The sequence below is a fragment of the Arthrobacter sp. Cza30 genome, from assembly GCF_059090765.1.
The window spans coordinates 17,304-39,837 of sequence record NZ_JBNHGA010000015.1 but is presented as its reverse complement, the minus strand read 5'-3'; the positions used below and the strand labels follow the sequence as shown (position 1 = coordinate 39,837).

The following is a 22,534-nucleotide window of genomic DNA, read 5'->3' as shown; positions in this document are numbered from 1 at the left end:
TGCAGGGAGGAGATGCATAATGAGTGACCCGGGTGCGGCCGTAGTGATCGAAGACGACGTGGACATCCGCAATCTTGTGAGCGCCGTCCTCCTGCAATCAGGCTTCGACGTGCAGGCGGCCGCGAGCGGGCGGGAAGGGATCCATGCCGTGCGGCAACGGATCACCACCGTTGTCACCCTGGACATCTCGCTGCCGGACATCGACGGCTTCGAAGTGCTCCGGCGGATCCGCCAGTTCAGCAACTGTTACATCGTGATGCTCACCAGCAGGAACGAAGAACTCGACACGCTCACGGCGTTGCAGCTTGGCGCGGACGACTATATGACCAAACCGTTCCGTCCCCGCGAGCTGCGGGCCAGGATCCATGCGATGATGCGCCGGCCCCGCACCCCCCATCCGCTGGAAGCCACACCGGCCAACGCACCGCCGCTGCCGGCGGCCCCGCCCGCCGACAGCAGAATCCTCGAGCACAATGGGCTCATCCTTGATTCCGATCGACGTATGGCGTCGCGCGAGGGCGAGGAATTGCGGCTGACCAGGAGCGAGTTCAACGTGCTCCAGGAGATGCTGCGCAGCTCGGGGGCGGTCCGCTCGAAGGCCGAACTGGTCAAGGTAGTGCGCGGGGACTATTACCCCGAGGATGCCTATATCAGCGAAGCCGATGAGCGGGCGATCGAAGTCCACGTGGGCAATCTGAGGCGCAAGCTGAAGGAAGATCCGCACCGCCCGCGCTGGCTCGTTACGGTGCGGGGAATCGGTTATCGGTTGGCTCCGCAGCGCCCGTTGTAGCGGGTGCTCCTCCCTCGGCCCTCATTCCCTGCATTTCCCTGATCGTGGCCGCACCGCACTGCTGGATTAGACCAAGCATGGCGGTTGCCTCGGTGAAATCCGCCGCACGAATATGATCCTCCACCTTGCCGGCCAGCCAAGCCAGTCGGCTGGCACCCACCATCATCGAGGCGGTCTTCAGGCTGAGGGCTGCGTCCAGGGAATCGGTCCGGTCCTGGCTGTCCAACGCGGTTTCCAGGCAGCTGAACCGTTCCGGCCATGCTTCGGAAAAGTCCTGGACCAAGCCACGGGCGATGCCGTGGTCGGCCAAACCGTCGCCAAGGTCTTCCACTACCGCGCGGTCAACCAGCGGCAGGGCGAGGTGCTGGTCGGTGGTCATCATGGCAGGCCCCGCGCGGGGCGGGTCCCGGCCGGGGCCAGCCCGGTCGGTGCACAGTGGGTGGATGGGGTGGGCATGGTTCGAGACTACTTTCAGATGTCGGGCCGGTCTGCCGGTTTTCCGGTTTCTTTGGCTAATGTTGCGGGATTGCTGAGGTTGCCGACGTGCCTGCCGGTCCTCGGTCAGCCGCCCAGGGTGGCGATGATGTTCAGTGCCGCAGGGCCGAGCAGCGCGATAAAAAGCACCGGAAGAATGCAGAACATCAGCGGGAAGACTACCTTGACCGGGATCTGCATGGCCTTTTCCTCGGCGCGCTGGCGCCGCTTGACGCGCATTTCGGCCGCCTGCGTGCGGAGCACGCCGGAGACGGAAACGCCGTAGGCGTCCGCTTGGATGACGGCGCGCACGAATTGCTGCAGGTCCTTCGAGGTGGTCCTGCCGGCCAGCGAGTCGTAGGCCTCGCGGCGCGAGCGGCCCACCTGCATGTCCTGCAGGACGCGAATCAGTTCGGCGGCCAACGGGCCGGAACCGTTCGCTCCTACCCGGGCGACCGCCGCGTCGAAGCCCAGGCCGGCCTCCACGGCGATGGTCATTTGGTCAAGCGTGTCCGGCAGTTCCTCGCTGATCGTTGCCTGGCGTTTCTGGCCCGCACTGTGCAGCAGAAGGTCAGGGAGGCAGTAGGCGACGACGGCGATGACGATCGCCAGCAGGACGCTGGACCCCGCCGATGCGGCGGCCACGTACAAAAGCCCGAGGACGATGCCGGTCACGGCAAGTACGATCTTGGCCGCCATGAGCCGCTTCAGCGGCCAGGCCTCGGGACGCCCGGCCAGCGCCAGTTGGCGTTCCAAGCGCTGGGCAAAGGTCGCCGGCGTGAACCGGCCGGCCAGCGCCTCGAACCGGAGCCCGCGCTTGCGTTTGACCGCGCGCGGGCCGGCCAGGCCACGGGACAAATTGGCCCGGATGGCCTCGTGCTGGGGATGCTTCCCGCCCACCAGGGACCAGACAAACAGCGGGAGCGACAGCACCAGGGCTGCGGCAGCCACCATGATAGTCAGCGGCATCGGCGGACTCCTTTACTTACTGTGCTGAACTTAGAACTTGAAGCTGACGACTTTGCGCATCCACAGCCCGCCCGCGACGAGCAGGGCTCCGGCCACGAACAGCAGGGAGAAACCGAGCGGGCTCTGGGTGAAACTGTCCAGATAGCCGGGGCTGGACACGAACAGGAACCCGCTGAGGCCAAAGGGCAGGACCATCAGGACCAGGGCGGAGATCCGTCCTTCGGCGCTGAGCGCCTTGACCTGGCCCCGGATCTGGGAGCGCTCCCTGATCGTCTGGCCCACCTGGTCCAGGACTTCGGCCAGGTTGCCACCGACCTCGCGGTGGATGTCTATGGCCTGGGCGACCCAGTGGAAGTCTTCGCTGCCCATCCTGTCGGCGGTGTCGTGCAGCGATTCGCCCAGGTCTCGGCCCAGCCGCGTTTCGTTGACCACCCGCCGGAGCTCTTCGGACGTCGGCGCCGCCGATTCGGCGGAGACCGCGTCCACGGCGCGCAGCAGGCTGTGGCCGGCACGCAGTCCGCTGGCCAGCAGTTGGAGCGTGTCGTCGAGCTGGTCGGCGAAGGCCGCCCGGCGCCGGCCGGCGCGGAAGACCAGGACCGCCTTGGCGACGGCCGGGGCCGCAACGGCCAGGAGCAGGCCGGCGGCGGGTCCCGCGAGCATAAGTCCGAGGGCCGCGCCGACCGCGGCGCCGGACAAAACCAGGACCACCAGTTCGGCGGGGGTGAGCCTCAGCCCGGCGGCTTCGAGGGCGCCGGCCATCGCCGGGGCTTCCCGGCGGCGGGCCAGGAGCCGTTCGATGGCAGCGGTGGAGCGGGCGGCCACGTCACTGAGCCGGGAGCCCTGTTCCGGGGCGCCACGGCGGGACGGAGAAAGCCGCAGGGACCGCGTGCCGAAGGCGGCTGACACCAGCAGCGCCAGCGAGCCGTAGCAAAACAGCATCCCTACAACCAGGACCGCCGGGGTCATCGCGTCGCCGCCTGGGGGCGCAACGGGCCGGCGGCAGGCTCGAAGATGTCGGCCGGCAGGTCGATGCCCAGTTCCCGAAACCGGTCGGTAAACCGGGGACGAATCCCGGTCGGAACGGGTTTGCCCAGGAACCTGCCGCTGGCATCCACGCCGGCGCTGTAGTCGAAGACGAAGGCGTCTTGCAGCGTCACGATGTCGCCTTCCATGCCCTGTACCTCGGTCACATGCGTGACCCGGCGGGTACCGTCGCGCAGGCGCGTCAACTGAACGATGACGTCCACCGCGGAGGCGATCTGTTCCCGGATCGCGCGCAGGGGCAGATCCATCCCGGCCATCAGCACCAGGGTCTCCAGGCGCGCGATGGCGTCCCGGGGGGAGTTCGAATGCACCGTGGACAGCGATCCGTCGTGCCCGGTGTTCATGGCCTGGAGCATGTCCAGTGTTTCTCCGCCGCGGACCTCGCCCACCACGATCCGGTCCGGGCGCATGCGCAGCGAGTTGCGGACGAGGTCGCGGATGGTGATCGCGCCCTTGCCCTCGATGTTGCTCGGGCGGCTTTCCAGCCGGACCACGTGGTCCTGCTGCAGCTGCAGTTCCACGGCGTCTTCGATGGTGACGATGCGTTCGCCGGCCGGAATGAAGGAGGAGAGCACGTTGAGCAGCGTGGTCTTTCCGGTGCCGGTGCCGCCGGAGACGATGATGTTCAGCCGTGACCGGACGCAGGCGTCCAATAACGCGGCCATTTCCGGGGAAAGGGTGCCGAAACCAATGAGGTCCTGGACCTGAAACGGGTCCGCGGCGAACTTCCGGATCGTCAGGGAGGACCCGTTGACTGCCAGCGGCGGAATGACCGCATTCACGCGGGAGCCGTCGGCCAGGCGGGCGTCGACGAGCGGCGACGATTCGTCGATCCGGCGGCCGACGCGGGAGACGATGCGTTCAATGACGCGGCGCAGCTGGTCCTCGGACAAGAACCGTGCCGAACTGCGCGAGAGCTTGCCCTTGTGCTCCACGTAAATCATGTCGGGTCCGTTCACCATGATTTCGGAGACGTCCGGATCTTCCAGCAGCGGCTGCAGCGGACCGTAGCCGAGCACGTCGTCGCTGACTTCACGGATCAGGCGCTGGCGCTCCTGATGGCTGAGCGAATTTTCTTCTTCCTCGACCACCTTGGCAAGCTCCTGCTGCACCACGAGATGCAGCTTGTCCTCGTCCAGGGAAGCATCCAGCAGCCGCGATCCCATGCGTTCGAAAAGGACCGTGCTGGCACGTTCCTTCATCTTGGACAGGGCATCCTGCGCCGGGGGAAGGGCGGCCGGGGGAGCCGTGCGGCCGGCAACGGCCGGCTGCGCGGCGGCCACGGTGGACGAAGCCGTCGCCGCCGTCGCCGCCGTCGCCGCCGTCGCCGCCGTCGCCGCCGTCGCCGCCGGAGCGGCGGCAGCGGACGCGGAAGCAGCCGGTGCCGGCGCGGGGGTGGCGGTTGCAGCCGGCGCGGCCGCATGGCTACGGGCGGGGGGAGCTGTCGGGGCGGTGCCGTGCACTGCCTGAAGCCGTTGGGCAAGGTTCATGGCTATCCTCTTCGGTGACGGCCGCGGCGCTTGAGCAGGCCGGCCGGGGCGGGGGCAAAGCGGTCCACCACCTTGTGCAAGGCGCGGGCCGCAGGATCGCGCGGGGCGCTTTCGAGCACCGGCACGCCCTGGTTGGTGGATATCCGGACCGCGCGGGTGTCCGGGATGACGTCGTCGACTTTGCAGCCGAGGGTGGTCTCCGCGTCGCGGCGGGTGAGCCCGTCGCGCGGATCCGCCCCGTTCAACACGATGTGGCGGGTGAGCGGTTCCATGCCCAGTTCGCGCAGGATTTCGAGCTCCTTTCGGAGTCCGCGGATGCTGGGAACGTCCATGCCGCCCACGAAGATATAGTCCGTGGCGCGATCCAGCGCGGCCAGCGTGTGCTCCGACAGGCCCGGGGACGTATCGATGATGACGTGCGCGTACTGCGCGGCCAACTGGTCCAGCAGCAGCGATACCTGCTCGCCGGTGACCTGGTCGGCATCGGCCGGCGACGGCGGTGCGCACAGCGCATACAGCCCGCTGTGGTGCCGGGCCAGGAAAGACTTGAGCACGATGCTGTCTTTCTGAGCGTTGGGCTGCACGGCGTCGACCAGGGAATGCTCCGGCTCCAGGCAGAGCGCGCTGGCCACGTCGCCGAACTGCAGGTCCAGGTCGACGATGACGGTCTGCTGCTCCGAGGCGGCCGCCAGCCCGACGGCGAGGTTGGTCGCCACCGTGGTCTTCCCGGCGCCGCCCTTGGGCGAGACGACGGCGACGACGCGGCCGTTGGCGGCCTGGCCGTCGGACGAGGGGACGCTGTGCCGCCGGTGGGTGGCGCTGCGTACCGCGCGATGCAGCAGTGCGGCGATATCGCGGACATCGGCGTCGGGAGCCACGACGTCGCGGATGCCGGCGCGCATCGCGGCCAGCACCACGTCGGGGCTCGGCCCCGCGACCAGCAGCAGCGAAACTTCGGGCCGCTGGGATTCGAACTCGGCCGCCAGGGCCAGCGCCTGCCCGGTGGCCAGCCCGGGGCCAAGCACCACGGCATCCAGGAGCTGCGGGTTGGACAGCACGGCGAAGACATCGTTGGGTTCGGTGGGGAGGCCCGCGCCGTTCCACAGCTGGGTATGGCCGACCAGGGAGCCTACCGCGGCGGCCGCGAAGCGTTGTTCGAAGTCTGCGTCCGTGCCGACCAGTACGTAGCGGCTCATTTGTAGACCTCGTCCGTGTCCACGAGGCGCGTTCCCTTGTCGCTGGCGTCGGCCGGTTCCTTCGAGAGCCAGGTGCGGGCAAACTCCTGGGCATACACGATCTTTTCGGCGTCCGGTGCCTTGACCGCCAGGGTGACCAGCACGTTGTTGGCGGGGACGGTGGCATCGCCGGACTCGGCGGCGACTGCTACTCCCTGCACTCGGGTGACCAGGACTTTATGCAGGGTCAGGTGCGTGACGCCCTTAGTGTCGCCGGGGCCGTCTTCCATCGAGACGAAGACGCCGACGGTGTCGCCGGCCTTTAACTGCCCGCCCACAACGCGGGCAGGGTCCAGGGAGATGGAGAGTTCTTGCATGCCCTCGGGGACGGCGACGGTTCCCGCTTCCTGCAGGTCCGACGGCGGGGAAAAGCGGGCGGCCAACAGCTGTTCGCCGGCGAGCAGGTCGACGGTGGCGACCTGTCCGGCCAGCTTCTCCACGTCCGTTACCACCCCGGCCGCCGCGACCTTGGCCGGAACGAGCTCGGCCGCAACGTACGCGCCGAGCTCTTCGGCAGGCGTGCCGGCCGGCACGTTCTGTGCGACCACCAGGACCTCCACCGTTTCGGTGCCGGCCAGGGCGCGCTGATCGGCGCTGCCGATGTAGGCGAGGACCATCATGGTTCCGACGACGGCCATCAGCAGGGCCGCCATGGCCCCGATAATTCTCTTTTTCACCGACGGTGCTCCTAATGGACAAGCGTGACGAGGGAGGCGCCGAAGGTGTTGTTGGCGCCGCCGAAGATGAAGTCTTGTTCGCCGGCGTCGAGCGTCACGAACGTTTCGAACTCGCCGATCAGTGCCCGGCAGCTGCCGGTGCACTGCACGGAGGCCGGGCTGAGGTTGTTGTGGGACGTGCTGCTGAAGTTCCAGCCGGCGACCTTGAAGGCAGCGAACCCGATGACGTGGTACCAGCCATTCGTCCCCTGGCCGCCGACCTTGTCATACAGCGGCAGCAGGACGGTGGTGCCGGCAATTTGCTGCAGCATGTTGGTCTGCTTGCAGGCGGACGGCACATCGTTTCCCGTATCGCTGGCGACCTCAGGATCGACGGGGAAGCCCGGAAGGCCGGTTGCGCCGATGTTGATCTTGGCCTGGCATGGGCGTGCCGGATCTTGCTTCAGCCAGCCGAAGCCGCCCGGGATCGTGTAGGCCGCCCCGGTGCTGCCCGGCACCGTTGAGCTGGAACATCCGGCGTTTGTCAGCCCGTTCGGGTTGAATTCCACCCGCTGCAGGCCGCCGTCGAGCATGCCCAGGAATTGGCAGTAGGAAATGGCGATGGGGAGGACGGATGTGCCGGCGACGGGGGCTCCCCAGCGGGCCCGGGATTCGGTGCTGATGGAGGCGGAGTCGTCCAGGCCGAGGATGGGCGCGAAGTGTTGGGCCAGGAAGTGGCCGTCGGTCGACCGCGTGGTGGTGGTGACCGTGGCGGTGGCGGCGGCGGGGTTTAGTTGGACGCTGGCGTTGGCCAGGCCGTCGTTCGCGTTTTGGTTGGCGAGCGAGGTGGCGAGGGCCGTGAAGTCCGCATCGCAGTGGCCTGCCGCGCAGTTCTGGGCGACGGCCAGCGCGCCGGCGTCGGCGCCGTTCTTCAACTGGGCGCGCTCGAAGTACAGCGCCCCGATGTCCAGGACGACGGCGGCCATGCCGAGCAGGACCACCATGAAAAGGGCGGTGGTGACGGCGGTGGCGCCGCGTTCGTCGCTCAGACGCTGCACTGCATGACTCCTTTGCCGGTCAAGGTGATGCTGGCCCCGAAGAAGCCGGACAGAAAATTCATGGGGTAGGCCACGGTGACGGTGGCGACCGATCCCGGCGCGCAGACACCGGTGGCACTGGGTGAAACGGCGACGGTGACTTGCTCCGGTGCAATCCGCGGGTTTAGTGCGGGGGCCGAGGCGATCACTGCGGCCCGCGATTCAGCCGCGCTGGACGCCGTGCCGTTGATGGTCATCACGCGCGCCCCGTCCCGCGCCGCCGCGGTGAGCTGCATCTGGGCGTTGTAGACGCGTCCGAACTCGACGATCCCCAACAGCAGCAACAACAAGACCGGCAAGACCAGGGCGAACTCGACCGCTGCCGCTCCGCGTTCCGATGCCATGCGCTTCATGTGTTGCTCTTTCACAGTTCGGTGGCTGGGACGGGGGCAACCGGTGCCGCCGTCCCAGCCACCCAGGAGGTGGGTTTGGCCAATCCGGGATTAGCCGCCGGCCGGAGCGGTGCCGCCGGTGATGTTCAACTTGGTGCCGAGGGTGCCGAAGAAGTCACGCAGCTGCGGGCCGAAGATGGTCAGCCCGGCGATGAGGACGACGGCGATGAGGCCAACCATGAGGGCGTATTCGACGGCGGTGGCGCCGGTCTCCTCGCGCTGGAGGCGGTTCTTCACGGTAAAACCGAGGGTCTGAAGGGTGGCGATGATGGAAAGCATGGGAACTCCTGTGCGATTGAATCGCTGGCAATCTGGCCAGCGGCCGGCTGGCACCTCGCCAGCTCTTCAAGAAAATTAGCAAGCCGAAAGCCCCGAAACGGCGGGCTTTTGCCAATCCTGCGACACCTGCCGGGGAATGCTTCCCCCGGTGGGTAAACGATGCACTTTTGCTGCGGTTTAATGGTTTTTCCTGCGGAAAAGGCGGGCCCCCAAAAGACCCCTTTCACCCCACTCGGAAGACCCACTTCCGCCCCGCCGTCGTCCCCCCCCCACGGCGGCTACCGCAGGCCAATTCCCCCCGCACACCATCGATTATTCGGATGACGCCGTTTTCGGGCCTGTAAAGGGGTGTTATCTGACTTCTCGATGGAGGGGCAGGGGGTGCAGCGGGGGATTCAACCGGGAGTCAGGCGGAGCGGGCGGCCTCGAGTTGCAGCTCCAGGCCGGCGATCAGCGCCTCGAGGCCCAACTGGAAGGCCGCGTCGGCAGCCGACCCGGCCGGGCCGGCATCCTGCGACCGCACGGCGGAGGTAAAGGCCGGGTTGGCCGCGGCGAGCTCGCCCGATTCGAAGATGTCCGACGGCGCGGTCACGTCGAAGGCCGACCCGAAAATGAAGGATTCCAGGGCCACGATCGCGGGAACAACCTGCGGCTCCGGCCAGCCGGCCCTCAGGAAGCCGGCGGTGACGGCCTCGTACATGGCCAGCGTGTGCGGGGCGCCGGTGACGGGCAGCACCGCGATCACGGGAATCAGCGGGGCATGGTGGGTGAAGGCGTCGCGGTAGGACCAGGCCCAGCGGCGCACCGCGTCCGCCCACTCCAGGTCCGAAAACACGCTTACGTCCACGCCGGCCATCACGTGGTCCTGAAGGAGCAGCAGCACGTCGTGCTTCGACGCCACGTGGTTGTAGAGCGCGGAGGGGGCCACGCCAAGGGTGCGCGCAAGGGCCGACATGGTGAGCCCCTCGTAGCCGCGCGATTCGATCAGGCCGAGCGCCGCCGTCGTCATCAGTTCCTTGGACAGCAGTTTCTGCACGGGGCGGCCGGCGGGGCGGTTCCCGTTCCGGACGGGGGCGTCCTCGCCGGCTGGGCGTGTTGTTACCACGGGCTCCCTCTTCCCTCGGCCGTGCGGGCCGCGGCGGTGCGGCCTTTAGGGCCATCCTACGCAACGCTTTCCGAACGTCGTGGAGGCACCGGTTTCCAAAAGGCTGTGGCACGGGTTACAGTGTTGTCGCTAAATGAATGTCGTTCATTTAGCGGGCGGGGCCAGGCACTTAATGGCCCGACCGCCACGGTACGAACGGGAGTTGAACACAGTGAGCAAGTTGAAGCGGGACGTAGTAGTCATCGGCGCCGGGCCCTCCGGGCTGACCGCGGCACGGGACTTGAAGCGGGCGGGCATGTCCGTGGCCGTGTTGGAGGCGCGTGACCGCGTGGGCGGCCGCACCTGGACCGACGTGGTGGACGGAGCCATGCTCGAGATCGGAGGTCAGTGGGTTTCGCCGGACCAGACGGCCCTGCTGGAGTTGCTTGACGAGCTGGGGCTGGAGACTTACAGCCGCTACCGCGACGGCGAGAGCATCTACCTGGACCCCACCGGCGAAGCCAAACGCTATACCGGCGCCATGTTCCCGGTCAGCGCCTCCACGGAGTCCGAGATGAACCGCCTGATCGGGCTGCTGGACGCCCTGGCCAGCGAGGTCGGCGCCGAGGAACCGTGGGCGCACCCGAAGGCCCGCGAGTTGGACACCATCTCCTTCGACCAGTGGCTGCGCCAGCAGTCCGCGGACGAGGAGGCCTGCAACAACATCGGCCTGTTCGTGGCCGGCGGCATGCTGACCAAACCCGCACACTCGTTCTCGGTGCTGCAGGCGGTCTTGATGGCCGCGTCCGCCGGTTCCTTCAGCAACCTGGTGGACGACGAGTTCATCTTGGACAAGCGCGTGGTGGGCGGCATGCAGGAGGTCTCCGTGCGCCTGGCCGCTGAGCTGGGCGACGACGTCGTGCTCAACGCCCCCGCCCGCGCGCTGCGCTGGGACGACGACGGCGTGACCGCCACCGCGGACGGTGTCACCGTCGAGGCCCGCTACGCCGTGATGGCCGTGCCGCCGAACCTGTATTCGCGCGTCTCCTACGAGCCGCCGCTGCCGCGCCGGCAGCATCAGATGCACCAGCACCAGTCCCTGGGCTTGGTGATCAAGGTCCACGCCGTCTACGAAACGCCGTTCTGGCGGGCCGATGGCCTCTCGGGAACGTGCTTCGGCGCCAACTCCGTGGTCCAAGAGGTGTACGACAACACCAACCACGGCGACCCGCGCGGAACCCTGGTCGGCTTCGTGAGCGACGAAAAGGCCGACGCGATGTTCGAACTCAGCGCGGGGGAGCGCAAGGCCGCGATCCTCTCCGCTATCGCCGACTACCTGGGCCCGGCCGCGCTGGACCCGGTGGTGTACTACGAGTCGGACTGGGGCTCCGAGGAATGGACCCGCGGCGCCTACGCCTCCAGTTACGATCTGGGCGGCCTGTCCCGCTACGGCAAGGACCAGTCGACCCCGGTGGGACCGATCCATTGGTCCTGTTCCGACCTGGCCGGCGCCGGCTACCAGCACGTGGACGGCGCCGTGCGGATGGGGCACGCAACCGCCGCCCGCATCCTGGAGGCACACACCGCCGACGCCGGTGAACTCGTCCCCGCTGCGGGCCGGGAGGGCTAGGCATGCGACGCTACGTTGTGGCCTATACCGCCACGGACAGCGGGCGCGAGGCGGTCAACCTCGCGACGGCGCTGGCCCGCCGGCAGGGCGGCAGCCTCGACCTGGTCATGGTGCTGCCCGAATCCTCGCCCTACTCGGGCGCCTATCCGCGGCCGGAATCGGGCTTCGGGGGGATCCTCTCCGAGCAGATCGAGCAGTGGCTGGCCGAGGGACTCGACCTGGTGCCCGACGACGTTCCGGCCCGTGCCCATGTGCGCCCCGCCGACTCCAACGCCGAGGGCCTGATTGCCGCCGCCGAGGAATTCGGCGCGTCGCTGATCGTGATCGGTGCCGGGCGCAACAGTGTTTTCCGCCGCTTCAGCGTCGGCACCGTCGCCAGCGGCCTGCTCCACGCGTCCACGGTCCCCGTGGCGTTGGCGCCGCGCGGCTACCGGCGCACCGACTCCGTCTCGCGGATCACGGTGGGCATCGGCAACCGGGCCGGCGCGGACGAGGTCATGCAGGTCGCCCTGAACGCCGGCCATCAACGGGGCCTGGACCTGCGGCTGCTCTCGCTGGTGCCGCTGGATTCCTCCGACGCGGACGCGGTGTCCCGTGCCCAAGCCCACGTGAAGGAGCGGCTGGCAGAGGCAGAAGCGGTCCTGCCCGGCCGGGTGACCGCCGGCGTCGCCGAAGGCCGTTCGATCGAAGACGCCATCGACGCGCTGGAGTGGGACGACGGCGAAGTGATGCTGATCGGCTCCAGCCGGCTGGCGCCGCACAACCGGATGTTCCTCGGGGCGACGGCCAGCAAGGTGCTGCGCGCGCTGCCGGTGCCCATGATCGTGGTCCCGCGCGGCTACCTGGGCGCCCCACAACGTACCGAAGATCCCGGCGAGCCCACGGGGCCCGAACATTCCGACGGCGCCGGCCGCAAGGAGGCATGACCATGACCACTACCATCACCAAGCCCGGGCGCACCGGGGGCGGCCTGAGCCGGAAGGGCCTGAAATCCGGTTCGGTCGGCCTGCTCGGCGCCGTCGTCATCGGCGTCTCCTGCATTGCCCCGGCGTACACGCTGACCGGGGCGCTCGGCCCCACCATCGCCGAGGTCGGCGTGCACCTGCCGGCGATTTTCCTGGTGGGCTTCATCCCGATGCTGCTGGTGGCCCTCGGCTACCGGGAACTGAACAACGCCATGCCGGATTCCGGCACGTCCTTCACCTGGGCCACCCGCGCCTTCGGTCCCTGGGTGGGCTGGATGGGCGGCTGGGGCCTGATCGCCGCAACGGTGATCGTGCTCTCCAACCTGGCGGCGGTGGCGGTCGACTTCTTCTACCTCATGCTCGCCCAGCTCACCGGGAACGCAGCGCTTGCCGACCTGACCAACAACCTGCCGCTGAACATCGCCACCACCTGGATCTTCATCGGCCTGGCCTGCTGGATCTCGTACCGGGGCATGGAAACCACCAAGATCTTCCAGTATGTGCTGGTGGCGTTCCAGGTGGTGGTGCTCGTGTGGTTCGCCGTGGCCGCCTTCGGCCACGTGGCGGGGGGCACGGCGTTCGACGCGCTGGAGATCTCCGCCGACTGGTTCAACCCGTTCGGCGTCGAATCCTTCTCGGCCTTCGCCGCCGGCATCTCGCTGTCCATCTTCATCTTCTGGGGCTGGGACGTCACCCTCACCATGAACGAGGAGACGAAGGACCCGGAGAAGACGCCGGGCCGTGCCGCCGCGGTAACCATCATGGTCATCGTCGTGATCTACATGACCGTGGCACTGGCCGTGCTGGCCTACGCCGGCGTGGGCTCCGAAGGACTGGGCGCCGGCAACCCGGAGAACCAGGAGAGCATCTTCGCCACCCTCGCCGGGCCGGTGATGGGACCGTTCGCCATCCTGATGTCACTGGCCGTGCTGAGCAGTTCGGCCGCCTCGCTGCAGTCCACCTTCGTCTCGCCCGCCCGGACCATGCTCGCCATGGGCCACTACCGGGCGCTGCCGGCCGGTTACGCCACGATCAGCCCGAGGTACAAGTCGCCCAGCTACGCCACCGTCGCCGCCGCGGTGGCCGCCGGCGGCTTCTACACCGTCACCCGGATCATGTCCGAAAACGCGCTGTGGGACACCATCACCGCGCTGGGCATGATGATCTGCTTCTACTACGGCGTCACCGCCCTGGCGTGCGTCTGGTACTTCCGGGCCGATGCCTTCGCCTCGCTGCGCGGCTTCGGGCTCAAGTTCCTGGCGCCGCTGCTGGGAGGCGTCATCCTGCTGGTGATGTTCGTGCAGACGGCCGTGGACTCGATGGATCCTGCCTACGGTTCCGGTTCTTCGATCGGCGGCCTGGGCCTGGTATTCGTGCTCGGCTGCGGCGTGATCCTGCTCGGGGCGGTGCTGATGGTGCTCATGTACCGGCGCAACCCGGAGTTCTTCCGCGGCGCCACCCTGCGCCAGGGAGTGGCAGCCGACGACGTGGCGGACCGCGGCTGACCGAAGAGGACGGCCATCCTCCGGGAACCGTCGACGGCGGTGCCTCCCCCTTAACGGGGCGGGGCACCGCCGTCGTGCTTGCCGCTGTGCCGGCGGCGGTGAGGCGGGGGCAGTAAGGGCCGGGCAGGCGCCGTGGCGGGACGGCATGGCCTCAGCACGGGCTTGTGGCTACAGTGGCTCACAGCCGACCGGAGGTACCCATGAGCGCAGCGCACGACTACACACCTGACTCCGTCGCCGACCTCGCCTCACAAAACGGGCTGGCCATCGATCCACGGTCGGTACGGTTCAACGAAGCCGGGCTGGATTACCTGGTGGCCTATGCCACCGCCCATGACGGCAAGAGGTGGGTGCTCAGGATCCCGCGGCGGCCGGACGTCGCATCGAAGATGACCGACGAGGCCAGCATCCTGAACCTGGTCAAGAACAGGATTTCCGCGGCGGTGCCGGACTGGCGGATCCGGAACCGCGGCTTGGTCGCCTACCCGGAGCTGCCGGGCGAGCCGGGCCTGACGCTTGAGGACGGAGAGCCCGTCTGGCACTTCGACCGCGAGTCTCCGGCCTACTGCGCGTCGTTGGGACGGCTGATCGCCCAGCTGCAGCGCATCAGCGCGGACGAGGCGCGCCAGGCCGGCATCCCGGCTTTGACGGCCGCCGAGGTCCGTCACGAGATGCGGACCAACCTGGACAAAGTGAGATCGGAGTTCCGGGTGGCGGCGGACCTGCTGCGACGGTGGGACGCCTGGCTGGGCGACGACAGCTATTGGCCGGAGTTCACCGCTTTCAGCCACGGCGAGCTGTACCCGGCCCACCTGTTGCTGGACGAGAACGCCGAGATCCGGTCGGTGCTGGACTGGACGACCGCCAGGGTGGGGGATCCGGCCCTGGACTTCAGCCTGCACTACATGATGTCCACACCCGAGGCCTTCGAATTGACCGTGCGGACCTTCCGGGACGAGGGCGGCCGGGTGCCGCAACGGCTGGCCGAGCACTGTGCCGAACTGGTGTCGGCCGGTCCTATCAACTACGGGTTGTATGCCATGGCCACCGGCGACCCGGACCACCAGGCGGCAGCTGCCGCCCAGCTGGACCCGTCCCGGGGCTGACCGGCAACAGCAGAGCTTCGCCCGGGCAGCGGGCAGCGGGTGCCGTAGGGCAAGAATAATGGCCGGCGCCCGTTCGCTGACGCCGGCCATTGGATTGTGGGGCCGCTACTTCCGGCGGCCTTTGCCCTTCTTGAGCGGGTTGCCCTTGGCCAGCGGCGGGGCGGTGCAGGCCGATCCCGTCGCTGGGTCTGCCGCCCGGTTTTCGACGGCGGCAGGCTTTTCCCCGATCGGTGCCGCCGCAGCCAGGGCGCCGGGCGTGGCTGCGGCTTGCGCCACCGGAGCCGCGAGTGCGTACACCGGCCGCTCCCCGCCGTCGGTGCGTGCGGCCTCAAGCTGCAGCCGGGGAGCCGCGGACGGCAGCGCAGCGAAGCCGCCGCCGGCCGCCGGGGTCATGGTGCTGCCGGCCGCCGGCGCGGTGTCGCTCCGTACCAGGCTGCCCGACGCGGCCGGAACCGGCCCGATGTCGTCGGCATGCTCGAACAGAACCTCGGTGAACCTGTCGGCGTAGCCCAACCGCTTGACGATTAGCCAGACGGAGGCGCCGACGATGACCATCGTGGCGACGACCGCGATCCCGGTGCCGTAGATCCGCAGCAACGCGTTGACGGGGGAGAGGGCGTGGACGGGGGCGGTGTCCAGCAGCCAGACGATGGACCAGAACACGGCCGTGCCGGCCAGGGTCAGCAGCGGGAACAGCAAACCGGCGGTCCGTACTTTCTGGGTCAGCAGCTGCCGGGTTGCGGTCAACCGTGTAGAAAGCGTGTGCACATCGTGTTTGCCACCTTGCTCAAGAGCCTTCGATGACATCGCCGGTCGTGTTCCTTTCTGAGTCGCTTCGGGTGGACGCTTCGCCGCGCAGCAGTTGCTCGGCGAAGCGGGTAAAGAGTTGGGCAAAAGCTTCGCGGTCTTCGTCGGACCAATCCGTCAGGATCTCATCGACGACGGCCGCGCCGGCCTTGCCGATGTTCCGGTGCATCCGCCGCCCGGCCGTGGACGCCGTGACCAGGGTGGCCCGGCCGTCGTCCGGATCGGATTGCTTGTCCACCAGCCCTTTGTCCTCCAAGCGGCGAACCTGGGGGGTCATGGTGGATTTGTCCACGCCCTGCTGCGAGGCCAGTTCCGAGACCCGGACGGGGCCGTTGTCGTCGATGTACTCGAGCAAGGCCACATCGGTGGGCGTCAGGCCAACCTCGCGCGGGTCGAACAGCTGTTTACGCGTCTCCGCATGGGATGCCCAGCGCACCACTTGAGCCACGGCGTCACGAATCATGACGCCCGGATCGGGCTGTTTGCGGGAGCTGGGGGGCATGCCTCAAGTTTAGCCGTTTCCGTTTGGTTTTGCCAATCAAACCAAACCGGCGCTTTCGGGGTTGGCCGGCACCGGTTCCGGGCGCGGGAGCCGACCATCGGGAGCCAGCCCGGGAGCCAGAGGATACCGCTGGGCTCACGGCTGAGTTGTCCGGGCCAGGGGGCCGACGACGGGTGGCGGATCGGGGCGCTTTGCGAAGGGTTTGCCGGCCGCCCACCACGCCGTTTCGCAGACCCAGAGCAGCAGTGCCCCGGCAGCGGCTGCAGCCAGCACGGGCGAGAACAACGCGAACGCCGGAGCCAGGACGGCGACCACCGCCCAGTCGCGGCTCCAAACCACACAGAGGGCGCCGGTCAGGAGGACAGCCGCGGCCAGGGGCACCAAGCCGGCGCCGTTAGCCGCGAGCACGACGCCGGCCACCAGTCCGATGGCGCCTGCCCCGACGGACGCCGTCAGCAGCCGGCCCCGGGCGCCGGCATGCTGAAGGTAGGCCTGGACCGTCACGACCGCCCACATCAACCGGGCACGCAAGGCAGCCACCCCGGTGTCCAGCAGGGCGCGGCGGAATTCCTCGTCGTAGATGCGGCGCAGCTGCAGCGCCTGGTCGCCCGGCATGCTGGAACACATGGTCGTGCGCTGGTCGTGCAGCAGGGCCGGAGCGGTCTGCCGGCCGTAGCTGGCGATGAGTCCCCACATCCAGGTGGGCACCGATGCCAGATCGGTGGAATTGTGCTCGAGCCCGGCGGAAAGGTCGTGCGCCTCGATCCGGACCACGGGGGAGGTCGCTTCCACCCGGTAGAAAATCGGCGCCGCGAGCTGGAAGCTTCTCTTGGTGCGCTGGACCAGGGGAATGGCCGTCAGCGGTTTGGTGGCGGAGGCGTCCTGGTAAAACGGCATGCGGCCAGTCTTACATCCGGGGCAGACGTTCCGCACGGGGCCCTCTGCGGAATGCGCGGCCGGTGAGCCGATACGCGCCGCGGCCGCGGGGCCAACCCGGTGGTACCTTCGCGGCGGCGGTCGTGGCACACTCGTGCCATGAGCCCTGTGAGCCGCAAGCGCAAGCCTAAAAAGCTGAAGAACAGCCGGTTCGGTGGCCGGCAGGGCGGGCCGGCCGGCGACCCGCTGCTGGAGCTCTACCGCGAATTGGAACGGCCGTTCGCCGACACACTGGACTCGCCCAGCCCCATCGATGCCCATTCCCTGGCCGGGTACCTGCTGGACCTGTGGGACACCGCCGACGCATCCGGCCAGCAGCGCCGTCATGAGCTGTTTTACGCCTGGCTGGATCTGGCCGAGGACCGCACCGGCCCCGCCACCGTGCCGATGCTGCGCGCGCTGGCCTTCCTGATCGATCGTCCGGACATGCGCCGCGACGCGGAAACCCTGGCCGACCGGTTGGTGGCCGACGGGTTCACCGAGCCGGAATGGGCCAAGCATCCGGTGGCCGTGACGGCCCTGCACCGTTATGCGGACGTCTTCGGCGACGAAGCCAACATGCTCTTCGAGTTCACGACCGGCACCGAAAAGGTGGGGCTGCTGGCGCTGCTGGACGGCAACATCTTCGGCGGCACGGTGATGGAAACCGGGCTGGTGGACGATCCCGCCGCCGCGCTCAAAGACCTGAACGCGGACGCCCAGGAAGCGGGGCTGGTGCTCGACGCCGACGCAGACCTGACCGGCGCCGCGCTGGACGCCTGGGAAGGACTGGACGCCTCGACGGACCTGCCGGAGCACATGGTGGACGAAGACTTCGGTGCCCGCCGCTGGGTGGCCCAGGCGTGGCTGCGGACGATCATCGAGCTCGCGGACGACACCGAGGACGAGAGCGAAGACTGGCTCTCCGACGAGGACTATGCCGAGCTCGACGACGCCGAGGCGGGGGCAGGGGCAGCGGCCGGGAGAACTGTGGCGGGCACCGGGTCCGAGGCCGCCGATGCGCCCGCCGCCGGCACGCTGCCGTCCGGCGGCCCTGAACCAGGGCCTGTGCGGGAAGAAGAACTTGAGGCGCTCCGGCAGGAGGAAATCGAGGAGATGGCCGCCCGCTATGTGCGGGAGACCGGGCGCGAGTCGCCCGCCGAACGCGCCATGGTGAACCTGGTCCTTGGCTACGGCTGGGATTACGACGGCGGGCGCCTCACCCGGGTGAGCCCGGTTAAGCTGGATCTGATCAGCGAAAGCGTGCTGGCCGAAGGGGGACTGGAGCCGGTGGACCCGGGCGAGGTCACCGCCTTCCTGCACCGCTGGGTGGACTGGTGCGCACCGCGGGAGGAACTGTCCGCGCATGCGGCGGCCGTGCTGCACCGGCACCTGGACGGGGGCTAAGAACCCGGCCGCTCCACGGCGGCTGGCAACCCGGCCCCCATCCGTTCGGCGGCCGAACCCGGGGACCGGTCCGGTCAGGAGCGCGCTGCAGCCAGTTGGTCCGGGTCCGCCCGATAGCCGAGCACCAGGTCGGGATCCAGCTCCACAGTCTCACCGTTTGCGATGTAGCCCCGCGGCGTGCCGTAGAGGAGATTCAGCGTAAGCCGCAGGATCGTGCCGTGGGCCACCACGATGATGTTGCGGCCCGGGTAGGTACGGAGCACTTCCTGCAGGCCGGCGATGCCGCGGGCGGCCACCTCCGGTTCCGGCTCGGCCTCCCGCATGAGCGCGTCAATCTCCGGCCGTTCCAGGCCGCGCAGCACAGTGCCTTCGATTCCGCGGTAGTCGCGCTCCGAGAGGGTTGGCACGGTTTCCGCCAGCTCCAGGCCCACCTGGCTGCCGATGATGCGGGCGGTCTCCATCGCGCGACCCAACGGCGAGGACACGAGGACATTCCACTCGCTCTCGGCCAGCCAGGCTCCGGCGTCCAGCGCCTGCCGTCGGCCCACGCCGTTGAGCGGCACATCCGTATGCCCCTGCAGCCGGCCCTCAGCGTTCCAGTCGGTCTGCCCGTGACGTACCAGTGCCAGCACTTTTCCCCTTTTGCCCGGTGGACGGGACGGTTCCCACAGTGACATGTCCCCTGATCAACCATAGCCCGACGGCGGTGCGCGCCTGCCCGGATGCGGCTCCCGGAAGGCGGAGGAAGCTTCCAGGCGCGTTGGACTGAACGGCGCGGGGACCCCGCGTAGCCCGAGGGTAAACGGTTCATGAGAAAGCCCTCATGCGGCTGTCATGTTCGTTTCATCGCGGCTGTGTTGACTCATTCCTGACGCACCCAACAACCAAGGAGCAGGCCATGACCATCACAGATTTCCCCGCAGGCACCGCTGGAACAACAGGACTTGAAGCACTCGGAGCGCCAGTCGCATCGACCGTCGGCTCGGCGGAGGAGGTTTTTGCCGCATCGACCGTCGGTGCGGCCGAGGAGCTTTTCGGCCCGGCGGCCGCTCCGGCAGACCCGCAGCGGCTTCGCCGTGCCAAGAAGGCGTACACCACCCGGTTCCTGGCCGAGCGCCTCTGCCTCGACGCCGCCGGCTACCAATTGCTCCATGCCGCCCCGGCCGCCGGCGACGTGGTGCTGGCCCGGGTGGTCGAGATCGGCAAGCACACCCGCTTGGAGAGCCCGGCCTCACGGCGGCAGGCGATGTTCGTCGGCGACGAAATCCTGGTGGCCTACGGCAACCGGTACGCGCCGGACCAGTTCCTGGCGGTGGTACCCGGCGACCTGTCCGAGTGCTCGTTGGTGGCCGGCGGCGGACTGGCGGCGCGGGTGCTGGAACAGCACGCCGGCATCGACATGGCCACCCGCATCCAGCCCATCGGCCTGCTGGCGCGGGACGGGCGCGTGGTCAACCTGGCGGATATGGCGCCGCACGCGATCGGCACCGGCACCGCGCTGCCGGGACGGCCGCCGGTCATTGCAGTGCTCGGCACGTCGATGAACTCCGGCAAGTCCACCACGCTCGGCTGCCTGGTCAAGGGCCTGAGCGCGGCCGGCCTGAACGTGTCCGCCGGAAAGGCCACCGGCACCGGCGCCGGCAACGACCCGCTGCTCTTCGCCGATGCCGGAGCCGCGAAAGTGCTCGACTTCACCGACTTCGGCTTCCCGACCACCTACCTGCTGGACTACGAGCGCGTGCGCGGCCTGCTCACCAGCCTGATCGACGCGCTGACCACCTCCGAGACCGACGTGGTGGTGGTGGAAATCGCCGACGGCGTCTATCAGGGCGAAACGGCCCGGCTGCTGGCCGACCCGGTGTTCCATGCCGCCGTGGACCACGTGGTGTTCTCCGCGGCCGACGCGCTGGGCGCCACCGCCGGCGTGGCCGTCCTGCGCGACGCCGGCGTCAAAGTGCCCGCCGTCTCCGGCCTGCTGACCGCCTCGCCGCTGGCCGCCCGGGAAGCAGCCGGCGTCATTGATGCCCCGGTGATCAACACCTACGACCTGTGCGACCCGGCCACGGCCCTGCAGTTGCTGCCGGAGCGGAAATAACGGTGACGGCCCATGTGGCCAAGACCGCGCCGGCGGCGCGGGGTCGGGCGGACTCACCGCGGGAAGATCCGCGGCCTGCCGACGGGCGGCTGCCCCAGCTGCTGCGCGGGCGGCGCCGCTGGCTGATGGCGGCCCTGCTGGGGACCGGCCTGCTGATGGCCGCGGCCGCCGGGTTGAGCGCGCTGCTGATGACCCGGCTGCTGGGCGGCACCGCGCCGGATGCGGCCGGCATCCTGCCGCCCGCCCTCGGCCTGGCTGCCGCGGCGCTGGGGCTGGGCGGACTGCGGGCCGTCGAGCGCGTTCTGGCCGAAAAGCTCGGACAGGACTACATCCACGAGATCCGCAAGGGACTGGTGGCCTCCGCCCTGGCCACCGACCGCGGACCGTCGCCGGGGGTGACCATCGCGCGCAGTACCAACGACCTCTCCAGCGTCCGGAACTGGATCGCGCTGGGCATCGCGCCGCTTGCGGTCGGCATCCCGCTGATCGCGGGAACCGCGGTGGCACTGTGGTTCCTGTCCCCGGTGCTGGCGTTCGCCGTCGTCGTTCCCCTGGTGCTGCTGGCCGCCGGGCTGGCGCTGCTGTCCCGGCCGGCGTTCCGGCGCGCCGGCGCGTTGCGCCGCCACCGGGGGCGGCTGGCCGCCCGGCTCGCCGACACCGTGATTGCCGCCGGCACCATCCGTGCCGCCGGCGGCGAGGACCGGGAGGTCAGGCAGATCGACAAGGCCGGGCGGAAGGTGGTGGAGGCGGCCGTGCACCGCGCCGCTGCCGCCGGTTACATCCGTGGGTCGGCGGCGGCAGCCGCCTCCCTCGCCGGCGCCGCCGTGGCCGCGGTCGGAACCTGGCAGGCGGTGCCCACGGCCAGCATCGCCGCCGGGCTGACCATCGTGGGGATGATCTCCGCGCCCGTCACGGACCTGGGCCGGGTGGTGGAATACCGGCAGAACTTCCGGGCCGCCCGGCGCATTCTCGGTCCGGCCCTCGCGGTGGCCGCTGCGGCACGGGATGCCCGACGGCGGCGCCCGGCCGCCCGGCCCGGGACCCGTGAGGGGGTTGGGCCCGGGACGGCAGCGTCCGGTGCCGCGGCGGAGGCTTCCACCCCGGCGGGTTTCCGCGCCGGCGGGGCGGTGCTGGTGGACGGTTTGGCCGCGTGCCGGAACTGCCCGGTGCCGCCTCTGTCCGCCGGCCCGGGCGCGCGGATCCGGATCCGCAGCGCCGATCCGGCGGCCGGGACCAGGGCCCTGGAGACACTGGTCGGGATCCGCAGCGACCCGCACGCGGTGGCCGTGGTGGGCGGCCGGCACCTGCTGGAAGGCGGCGGCCGCACCCGCCGGAAGCTGGTGGGTTACGCCGCCGCCGGCATGTACGTGGAGCGCGGGTCGATCGCCCGCAGCGTGCGGTACCGCCGGCCCGACCTCCCGCCGGACGACGGAGCGGCGGCCCTGAAGCGCGTCGGCCTCGCCGGCCGGATCGGGCAACTGGAGCGGGGCGAGGAGACCCAGCTCAAGCGCGGCGGCGAACCGTTGATCACCTCCGAGCTGGCCCGGCTGATGCTGGCGAGGGCCTCGCTGGGCGATCCGCCGCTGCTGGTTTTGAACCGGCTCGACGCCGATTTGGACCGGCAGGGGATCGACATGCTGTCGGAATTCATCCGGGACTACCCGGGAGTGGTGGTGTTCGCCTCCGACCACCCGGACGCGCTCGGCGTGGAGTACACGGATTGGAACATAGACTGCGCCCACGCGGGCCTGGATTTGGTCTGGCGCCGGCACGCCGGAGGCAGGTGAGGGCCCGGTGGAGGAAACACGTGGCGGGAGCAAAGCGCCGGCCCCGGCGCCTTCCATGGGACGGTCCGGGCCGACGCGTACCCGGACCGCGGGCGTGAGCGGAAGCACCACTCCGCATCCCGAGGTGCCCGGGCGGGCGGGGATATCTTTAGTCCGTGGTCAAAGTTGTGGGAATCATTCAGCCGGTGGAAACCAAGGAGTTGTCGGCCGAGGGTGATACGTATGCCGAAGCCAAGGCCGCGATCGAGGCGCAGGTGCCCGAAGGCTGGCGGCTGCTGCAGATCAAGACGCAGTAGGCACCAAGG

23 protein-coding genes are annotated in these 22,534 nt (G+C 69.1%); 9 read left to right on the top strand and 14 right to left on the bottom strand.

All coding sequences use genetic code 11. The features are described from left to right. Window positions 1-19 precede the first annotated feature (19 nt). Window positions 20-790 (top strand): response regulator transcription factor, encoded by a 771-nt coding sequence (locus tag AC5RVZ_RS31565; RefSeq protein ID WP_494069546.1) that lies wholly within the window; start codon window positions 20-22, stop codon window positions 788-790. Here the strand turns inward: AC5RVZ_RS31565 and AC5RVZ_RS31560 are convergent. The 10 genes from AC5RVZ_RS31560 to AC5RVZ_RS31515 form a co-directional block, all read right to left on the bottom strand. Next, a complete protein-coding gene (locus tag AC5RVZ_RS31560; protein WP_494069545.1) occupies window positions 741-1,172 on the bottom strand; it encodes an Hpt domain-containing protein in 432 nt (143 codons plus the stop codon). The genes AC5RVZ_RS31565 and AC5RVZ_RS31560 overlap by 50 nt on opposite strands. A gap of 179 nt (window positions 1,173-1,351) precedes the next feature. Further along, window positions 1,352-2,233, bottom strand: coding sequence for a type II secretion system F family protein (locus AC5RVZ_RS31555; protein WP_494069544.1), 882 nt, complete (start codon window positions 2,231-2,233; stop codon window positions 1,352-1,354). A gap of 30 nt (window positions 2,234-2,263) precedes the next feature. Continuing rightward, window positions 2,264-3,199, bottom strand: coding sequence for a type II secretion system F family protein (locus tag AC5RVZ_RS31550; RefSeq protein WP_494069543.1), 936 nt, complete (start codon window positions 3,197-3,199; stop codon window positions 2,264-2,266). After that, the gene (locus AC5RVZ_RS31545; RefSeq protein ID WP_494069542.1) at window positions 3,196-4,767 is read right to left on the bottom strand and encodes a TadA family conjugal transfer-associated ATPase; all 1,572 of its coding nucleotides are present in this window, start codon (window positions 4,765-4,767) and stop codon (window positions 3,196-3,198) included. Before AC5RVZ_RS31545 ends, AC5RVZ_RS31550 begins: the two co-directional genes overlap by 4 nt. 2 nt (window positions 4,768-4,769) lie before the next feature. Next, window positions 4,770-5,963, bottom strand: a complete 1,194-nt coding sequence (locus tag AC5RVZ_RS31540) for a CpaE/TadZ family protein (protein ID WP_494069541.1) — start codon at window positions 5,961-5,963, stop codon at window positions 4,770-4,772. Beyond that, window positions 5,960-6,679 (bottom strand): Flp pilus assembly protein CpaB, encoded by a 720-nt coding sequence (gene cpaB / locus AC5RVZ_RS31535; RefSeq protein ID WP_494069540.1) that lies wholly within the window; start codon window positions 6,677-6,679, stop codon window positions 5,960-5,962. Before cpaB ends, AC5RVZ_RS31540 begins: the two co-directional genes overlap by 4 nt. Window positions 6,680-6,690: 11 nt before the next feature. Continuing rightward, complete coding sequence (locus tag AC5RVZ_RS31530; RefSeq protein WP_494069539.1) at window positions 6,691-7,716, bottom strand: pilus assembly protein TadG-related protein; 1,026 nt, start codon at window positions 7,714-7,716, stop codon at window positions 6,691-6,693. Further along, complete coding sequence (locus tag AC5RVZ_RS31525; RefSeq protein ID WP_494069538.1) at window positions 7,704-8,108, bottom strand: TadE/TadG family type IV pilus assembly protein; 405 nt, start codon at window positions 8,106-8,108, stop codon at window positions 7,704-7,706. Before AC5RVZ_RS31525 ends, AC5RVZ_RS31530 begins: the two co-directional genes overlap by 13 nt. 90 nt (window positions 8,109-8,198) lie before the next feature. Further along, window positions 8,199-8,426: a Flp family type IVb pilin gene (locus tag AC5RVZ_RS31520; RefSeq protein WP_494069537.1), complete on the bottom strand. Its 228-nt coding sequence runs from the start codon at window positions 8,424-8,426 to the stop codon at window positions 8,199-8,201. A gap of 406 nt (window positions 8,427-8,832) precedes the next feature. Then, a complete protein-coding gene (locus tag AC5RVZ_RS31515) occupies window positions 8,833-9,531 on the bottom strand; it encodes a TetR/AcrR family transcriptional regulator C-terminal domain-containing protein (protein ID WP_494069536.1) in 699 nt (232 codons plus the stop codon). A 211-nt stretch (window positions 9,532-9,742) separates the two neighbouring features. Here AC5RVZ_RS31515 and AC5RVZ_RS31510 point away from each other — a divergent pair, with 211 nt between their 5' ends. The 4 genes from AC5RVZ_RS31510 to AC5RVZ_RS31495 all read left to right on the top strand — a co-directional run bounded on the left by AC5RVZ_RS31510 (window position 9,743) and on the right by AC5RVZ_RS31495 (window position 14,716). Continuing rightward, window positions 9,743-11,140 carry a flavin monoamine oxidase family protein gene (locus tag AC5RVZ_RS31510; RefSeq protein WP_494069535.1) on the top strand — a complete coding sequence of 466 codons (1,398 nt, stop codon included), beginning with the start codon at window positions 9,743-9,745 and terminating at the stop codon, window positions 11,138-11,140. Window positions 11,141-11,142: 2 nt separating this feature from the next. Further along, complete coding sequence (locus AC5RVZ_RS31505; RefSeq protein WP_494069534.1) at window positions 11,143-12,066, top strand: universal stress protein; 924 nt, start codon at window positions 11,143-11,145, stop codon at window positions 12,064-12,066. A gap of 2 nt (window positions 12,067-12,068) precedes the next feature. Then, window positions 12,069-13,610 carry an APC family permease gene (locus AC5RVZ_RS31500; protein WP_494069533.1) on the top strand — a complete coding sequence of 514 codons (1,542 nt, stop codon included), beginning with the start codon at window positions 12,069-12,071 and terminating at the stop codon, window positions 13,608-13,610. Window positions 13,611-13,810: 200 nt separating this feature from the next. After that, window positions 13,811-14,716 carry a macrolide 2'-phosphotransferase gene (locus tag AC5RVZ_RS31495; protein WP_494069532.1) on the top strand — a complete coding sequence of 302 codons (906 nt, stop codon included), beginning with the start codon at window positions 13,811-13,813 and terminating at the stop codon, window positions 14,714-14,716. 105 nt (window positions 14,717-14,821) lie between these two features. Here the strand turns inward: AC5RVZ_RS31495 and AC5RVZ_RS31490 are convergent, their stop codons facing one another. The 3 genes from AC5RVZ_RS31490 to AC5RVZ_RS31480 all read right to left on the bottom strand — a co-directional run bounded on the left by AC5RVZ_RS31490 (window position 14,822) and on the right by AC5RVZ_RS31480 (window position 16,922). Then, the gene (locus AC5RVZ_RS31490; RefSeq protein WP_494069531.1) at window positions 14,822-15,463 is read right to left on the bottom strand and encodes a hypothetical protein; all 642 of its coding nucleotides are present in this window, start codon (window positions 15,461-15,463) and stop codon (window positions 14,822-14,824) included. A gap of 40 nt (window positions 15,464-15,503) precedes the next feature. Continuing rightward, complete coding sequence (locus AC5RVZ_RS31485) at window positions 15,504-16,025, bottom strand: MarR family winged helix-turn-helix transcriptional regulator (RefSeq protein ID WP_494069530.1); 522 nt, start codon at window positions 16,023-16,025, stop codon at window positions 15,504-15,506. A 135-nt stretch (window positions 16,026-16,160) separates the two neighbouring features. Further along, window positions 16,161-16,922, bottom strand: a complete 762-nt coding sequence (locus AC5RVZ_RS31480) for a DUF1353 domain-containing protein (protein ID WP_494069529.1) — start codon at window positions 16,920-16,922, stop codon at window positions 16,161-16,163. Window positions 16,923-17,060: 138 nt separating this feature from the next. On the opposite strand from AC5RVZ_RS31480, the gene AC5RVZ_RS31475 reads away from it, so the two are divergent. Then, entirely contained in the window at window positions 17,061-18,347 is a 1,287-nt protein-coding gene (locus tag AC5RVZ_RS31475) for a hypothetical protein (protein WP_494069528.1), read from the top strand. 74 nt (window positions 18,348-18,421) lie between these two features. Here the strand turns inward: AC5RVZ_RS31475 and AC5RVZ_RS31470 are convergent, their stop codons facing one another. Further along, on the bottom strand, window positions 18,422-18,979 hold the full coding sequence (locus tag AC5RVZ_RS31470) for a histidine phosphatase family protein (RefSeq protein ID WP_494069527.1): 558 nt from the start codon (window positions 18,977-18,979) through the stop codon (window positions 18,422-18,424). A 266-nt stretch (window positions 18,980-19,245) separates the two neighbouring features. Between AC5RVZ_RS31470 and AC5RVZ_RS31465 the strand changes: the two genes are divergently transcribed. From AC5RVZ_RS31465 to AC5RVZ_RS31455, 3 genes are all read left to right on the top strand, one after another. Next, the gene (locus AC5RVZ_RS31465; RefSeq protein WP_494069526.1) at window positions 19,246-20,442 is read left to right on the top strand and encodes a P-loop NTPase family protein; all 1,197 of its coding nucleotides are present in this window, start codon (window positions 19,246-19,248) and stop codon (window positions 20,440-20,442) included. Between the two features lie 2 nt (window positions 20,443-20,444). After that, window positions 20,445-22,229 carry an ABC transporter transmembrane domain-containing protein gene (locus tag AC5RVZ_RS31460; RefSeq protein WP_494069525.1) on the top strand — a complete coding sequence of 595 codons (1,785 nt, stop codon included), beginning with the start codon at window positions 20,445-20,447 and terminating at the stop codon, window positions 22,227-22,229. A 155-nt stretch (window positions 22,230-22,384) separates the two neighbouring features. Beyond that, on the top strand, window positions 22,385-22,525 hold the full coding sequence (locus AC5RVZ_RS31455; RefSeq protein ID WP_494001544.1) for a hypothetical protein: 141 nt from the start codon (window positions 22,385-22,387) through the stop codon (window positions 22,523-22,525). Window positions 22,526-22,534 lie beyond the last annotated feature (9 nt).

What these genes read in the sequence shown, in the direction of transcription:
- AC5RVZ_RS31565 (WP_494069546.1), top strand. Translation starts at nt 20, where the DNA reads ATGAGTGACCCGGGTGCGGCCGTAGTGATCGAAGACGACGTGGACATC.
- AC5RVZ_RS31560 (WP_494069545.1), bottom strand. Translation starts at nt 1,172, where the DNA reads ATGATGACCACCGACCAGCACCTCGCCCTGCCGCTGGTTGACCGCGCG.
- AC5RVZ_RS31555 (WP_494069544.1), bottom strand. Translation starts at nt 2,233, where the DNA reads ATGCCGCTGACTATCATGGTGGCTGCCGCAGCCCTGGTGCTGTCGCTC.
- AC5RVZ_RS31550 (WP_494069543.1), bottom strand. Translation starts at nt 3,199, where the DNA reads ATGACCCCGGCGGTCCTGGTTGTAGGGATGCTGTTTTGCTACGGCTCG.
- AC5RVZ_RS31545 (WP_494069542.1), bottom strand. Translation starts at nt 4,767, where the DNA reads ATGAACCTTGCCCAACGGCTTCAGGCAGTGCACGGCACCGCCCCGACA.
- AC5RVZ_RS31540 (WP_494069541.1), bottom strand. Translation starts at nt 5,963, where the DNA reads ATGAGCCGCTACGTACTGGTCGGCACGGACGCAGACTTCGAACAACGC.
- AC5RVZ_RS31525 (WP_494069538.1), bottom strand. Translation starts at nt 8,108, where the DNA reads ATGAAGCGCATGGCATCGGAACGCGGAGCGGCAGCGGTCGAGTTCGCC.
- AC5RVZ_RS31520 (WP_494069537.1), bottom strand. Translation starts at nt 8,426, where the DNA reads ATGCTTTCCATCATCGCCACCCTTCAGACCCTCGGTTTTACCGTGAAG.
- AC5RVZ_RS31505 (WP_494069534.1), top strand. Translation starts at nt 11,143, where the DNA reads ATGCGACGCTACGTTGTGGCCTATACCGCCACGGACAGCGGGCGCGAG.
- AC5RVZ_RS31500 (WP_494069533.1), top strand. Translation starts at nt 12,069, where the DNA reads ATGACCACTACCATCACCAAGCCCGGGCGCACCGGGGGCGGCCTGAGC.
- AC5RVZ_RS31495 (WP_494069532.1), top strand. Translation starts at nt 13,811, where the DNA reads ATGAGCGCAGCGCACGACTACACACCTGACTCCGTCGCCGACCTCGCC.
- AC5RVZ_RS31485 (WP_494069530.1), bottom strand. Translation starts at nt 16,025, where the DNA reads ATGCCCCCCAGCTCCCGCAAACAGCCCGATCCGGGCGTCATGATTCGT.
- AC5RVZ_RS31480 (WP_494069529.1), bottom strand. Translation starts at nt 16,922, where the DNA reads ATGCCGTTTTACCAGGACGCCTCCGCCACCAAACCGCTGACGGCCATT.
- AC5RVZ_RS31475 (WP_494069528.1), top strand. Translation starts at nt 17,061, where the DNA reads ATGAGCCCTGTGAGCCGCAAGCGCAAGCCTAAAAAGCTGAAGAACAGC.
- AC5RVZ_RS31465 (WP_494069526.1), top strand. Translation starts at nt 19,246, where the DNA reads ATGACCATCACAGATTTCCCCGCAGGCACCGCTGGAACAACAGGACTT.